Source organism: Lutispora sp. (assembly GCF_041687175.1).
GTDB lineage: Bacteria > Bacillota > Clostridia > Lutisporales > Lutisporaceae > Lutispora.
Genome location: NZ_JAWLCK010000215.1, coordinates 1 through 2,673 on the forward strand (window position 1 = coordinate 1; position 2,673 = coordinate 2,673).

Below are 2,673 nucleotides of genomic sequence, written 5' to 3' on the forward strand. Positions count from 1 at the left end.
TGCACCAGATATGCCGAGGGTTAAAACCCTGTTGATTGAAGAAGGAGAAGATTATGGACCCTATGGTGCTAAGAGTATTGGAGAACTTTGTACTGTACCAGTGGCACCTGCCATAGTCAATGCGGTGAATGATGCTTTAGGAACAAGGCTTTCTTCTTTGCCATTAACTCCTGAAAAAGTTTTGGCAGCTATAGAAGGTTAAATATGTAAATTAACAGTTTATACCTTCTTAGGCATATAAAATTTAGATAATAAGGAGGCCTCTGATTTTATGGAGAAAGTAGTGTTAGATGGTAAAAACTTGACATTAGATGAGATTTACGAGGTAGTCTATAACAATCGAATGGTAGAGATTGAAGAAGAAGCTATAAAAAGAGTAGCTCATGCTCGCCAGATATTGTTTGACTTAGCAGCGAAAGGTGAACCTGTATACGGTTTGAATAGAGGCGTAGGCTGGAATAAAGACAAGGAGTTTGATAAGGACTTTTTTGAACAATATAATAGGAATTTATTGTACAGCCATAGTTTAGGAGTGGAGCCTTATCATGATGATAAAGAAGTAAGAGCCATATTGCTATTAAGACTTAATCATGCATTGGCAGGCTCTACTGGCATATCTGTTGAGATAATGAATCTATACAAGGAATTTTTGAACAGAGGCATTCATCCCAGAATTCCCAGAAGAGGATCTATAGGTGAGGCTGACATTACAACTCTATCTCATATTGGCCTATGCTTTATTGGGGAATGGGAAGTTAGTTACAAAGGAGAGATAATGCCATCAATAGAGGCTCTTAAGAAAGAAGATATAGAACCTGCTATTTTAGGACCCAAAGACGGATTGAGCATAGTTTCTTCAAATGCTGAAGGAGAGGCTATGGCCTATATATTGATTAAGGAAGCAGAAGATTTGGTTCATATGTCAAATCTGATATACTGCATGAGCATGGAAGGCCTAAATGGAGTAGTAGGCTCATTGGACGAGAAGGTAAATAAACTTAGGGGCCTGAAGGGGCAAATAGAATGCGCAAGAGAGTGCCGTAAATTTCTAGAAGGAAGCTATTTATATAAACCACACAAGGATAGAGCCTTGCAAGATCCTTTAAGCTTCAGAGGTGCCCATACAATAAGCGGTACAGTTCTTGATGTTTTGAACTTTATAAAAGAAATATTCCTGATACAGATCAATTCCACTGATGATAATCCGTGTATAATTTATGACGAAGATAGAACACAAGTAAGCTCAAATTTCGAGACTACAACCCTGGCGGTGGCAGTGGAAATGTTGGCTAATGCATTAAATCATCTATCTAAAGCTTCCTGCTACAGATTGATTAAGCTGGCAGATCCGGAGTTTACAAAATTAACAAGATTCCTGACTCCTTGTGATATTAAGACCATAGCATATGGTACTATACAAAAAATCTTTACTTACCTGGATACAGAAAACAGAATGCTTGCTAATCCATCATCCATGGACTTTTTCGCGGTGGCAGGAAGCATAGAAGATCACGCCAGCAATTTGCCTTTAGCGGCAGACAAAGTATTTAAAATTATAGACAATATAAGATATATCATAGGTATTGAAGCAATGCATGCTGCTCAGGCAATAGACCTAAGGGGAGATATTGAACTAGGGAAAGTAACAAGATTAGCCCACGAGGAATTTAGAAAAGTTGTACCATTCCTGGATAAAGACAGAAATTTAAGCATTGATATTAAGAAGGCATATGAATTTATAAAATCTGATGTACTGATGAACATAATAAACAATGCTAAATAGTATTCGCTGCTCTAAATAATAATCATTGGCTTAAAAATACAATTTAATTTGTATTTTTAAAATATAAATAAAGGAGTGAAAATATGTTATCCATTGATCCAAAATTAAAGGACAAAAAAGAACTAAGAATGGGGGTCTTTTTACCAGCCTTTATCTTTGTAGCTGGTGCCGCAATATTAGGTATGGTAAGCAATACCGCCTTAGCTAAGGCAGCCTGGGCATTTTTCTACTGGTCATTGGACACATTTGGATGGCTATACCAGATTGCAAGTATCGTAGGACTCATAGTTGTATGTGTAATCATGTTTTCAAAGCTGGGTAATGTTCGTATCGGCGGTAAAGATGCTCAACCAAAATATAAGTTTTGGACATGGTTTGCCATGGCATTAACCGGCGGTGTAGCTACCGGAATTGTAACATGGGGTGTTAATGAGCCACTCATATACTTTGGCAATGTATGGGGAGAGTTAGATGGATTGGGGATAGCTCCATTAACAGCGGAAGCTGCAAGGTTTGCAATGGGAAGAACCTTCTACAATTGGACTTTTATACCCTATGCAATGTATACTCTAACTGGACTAGCAGTAGCATATGTTTATTTCAATAAAAAGGAAAGACTTGCAGTAACCTCAACACTTAAACCATTATTTGGAGAAAAAGTAACAAAAGGTGTTTGGGCAAATGTTATAGATACGTTGTCAATGCTGGCAATAACACTTGGCTTAACCTCAGGTTTAACAATGTGCATAACACTTTTGACAAGCGGTTTGCACTATTCATATGGAGTTGAGAAGACCTTACCCTTGTTTATAATTACTGGTATTGTAATTATATTCTTATATACCTTCTCCTCATATGTGGGATTGGATAAAGGAATGAAGAAAATAGCA

2 protein-coding genes and 1 pseudogene are annotated in these 2,673 nt (G+C 37.3%); all 3 read left to right on the top strand.

The genetic code is table 11. The features are described from left to right. A pseudogene (locus ACESM9_RS15445) lies at nt 1–202 on the top strand (hypothetical protein); the annotation flags it as partial. Between the two features lie 69 nt (nt 203–271). Further along, nucleotides 272–1,783 (top strand): histidine ammonia-lyase, encoded by a 1,512-nt coding sequence (hutH, locus tag ACESM9_RS15450; RefSeq protein ID WP_373000781.1) that lies wholly within the window; start codon nt 272–274, stop codon nt 1,781–1,783. Between the two features lie 83 nt (nt 1,784–1,866). Next, nucleotides 1,867–2,673: BCCT family transporter (locus ACESM9_RS15455; protein ID WP_373000784.1), on the top strand; the 807-nt coding region annotated here is incomplete at its 3' end.

Coding starts and splice junctions, on each gene's coding strand:
- hutH (WP_373000781.1), top strand. CDS start 272: ATGGAGAAAGTAGTGTTAGATGGTAAAAACTTGACATTAGATGAGATT.